This is a genomic window from Henriciella aquimarina, assembly GCF_002088975.1.
GTDB classification, from domain to species: domain Bacteria; phylum Pseudomonadota; class Alphaproteobacteria; order Caulobacterales; family Hyphomonadaceae; genus Henriciella; species Henriciella aquimarina.
In genome coordinates this window covers 1-443 of sequence record NZ_NCST01000022.1, presented here as the reverse complement: position 1 = coordinate 443, position 443 = coordinate 1, and the positions used below count along the sequence as shown (strand labels likewise).

1 pseudogene is annotated in these 443 nt (G+C 72.0%); it reads right to left on the bottom strand.

The features are described 5' to 3' along the window. Positions 1-443, bottom strand: a pseudogene (locus B8784_RS21510) (FAD-dependent cmnm(5)s(2)U34 oxidoreductase); the annotation flags it as partial.

The window sequence follows — 443 nt, the reverse complement described above, 5'->3', positions numbered from 1 at the left end:
GCGCCCCAGAGGCGGCGTTTACCGAGCGCCAGCGCATAGTCGCCCCGCGCCATGGCGGCGGCTGGCGCGTCGACGGCGCTGTCGAACCACTCCACCTGGCCGAGCCGCCCTTCGAGCTGAAGCGAGGCCAGCAGGTCCGGCACAAGGTGGCCGGCGGCCAAGAGTGTCGGCACGCCATCGTCCAGGTCGGCAAGCGTCACGGCCTCTCCGAAGCGCGTCTCGGCGCCTTCGAGCAGGGACGGGATCAGCACGTGCGGCTCGACGATCAGCGCGCCCTTGTGCAGCTGCCCGCCACCGCGCAGCGCTTCCAGATTCTCCAGCCCGAGCGGCGGATCGGCGAGCACTTTCGCGATCCTGTCCGCCTCACGCTCATCCTTGGGCGCATGCGCCACCTCGGTCCGCGTCACACCCGGCCGGCCGGCATAGAAGGCGCGCGCGGCGAG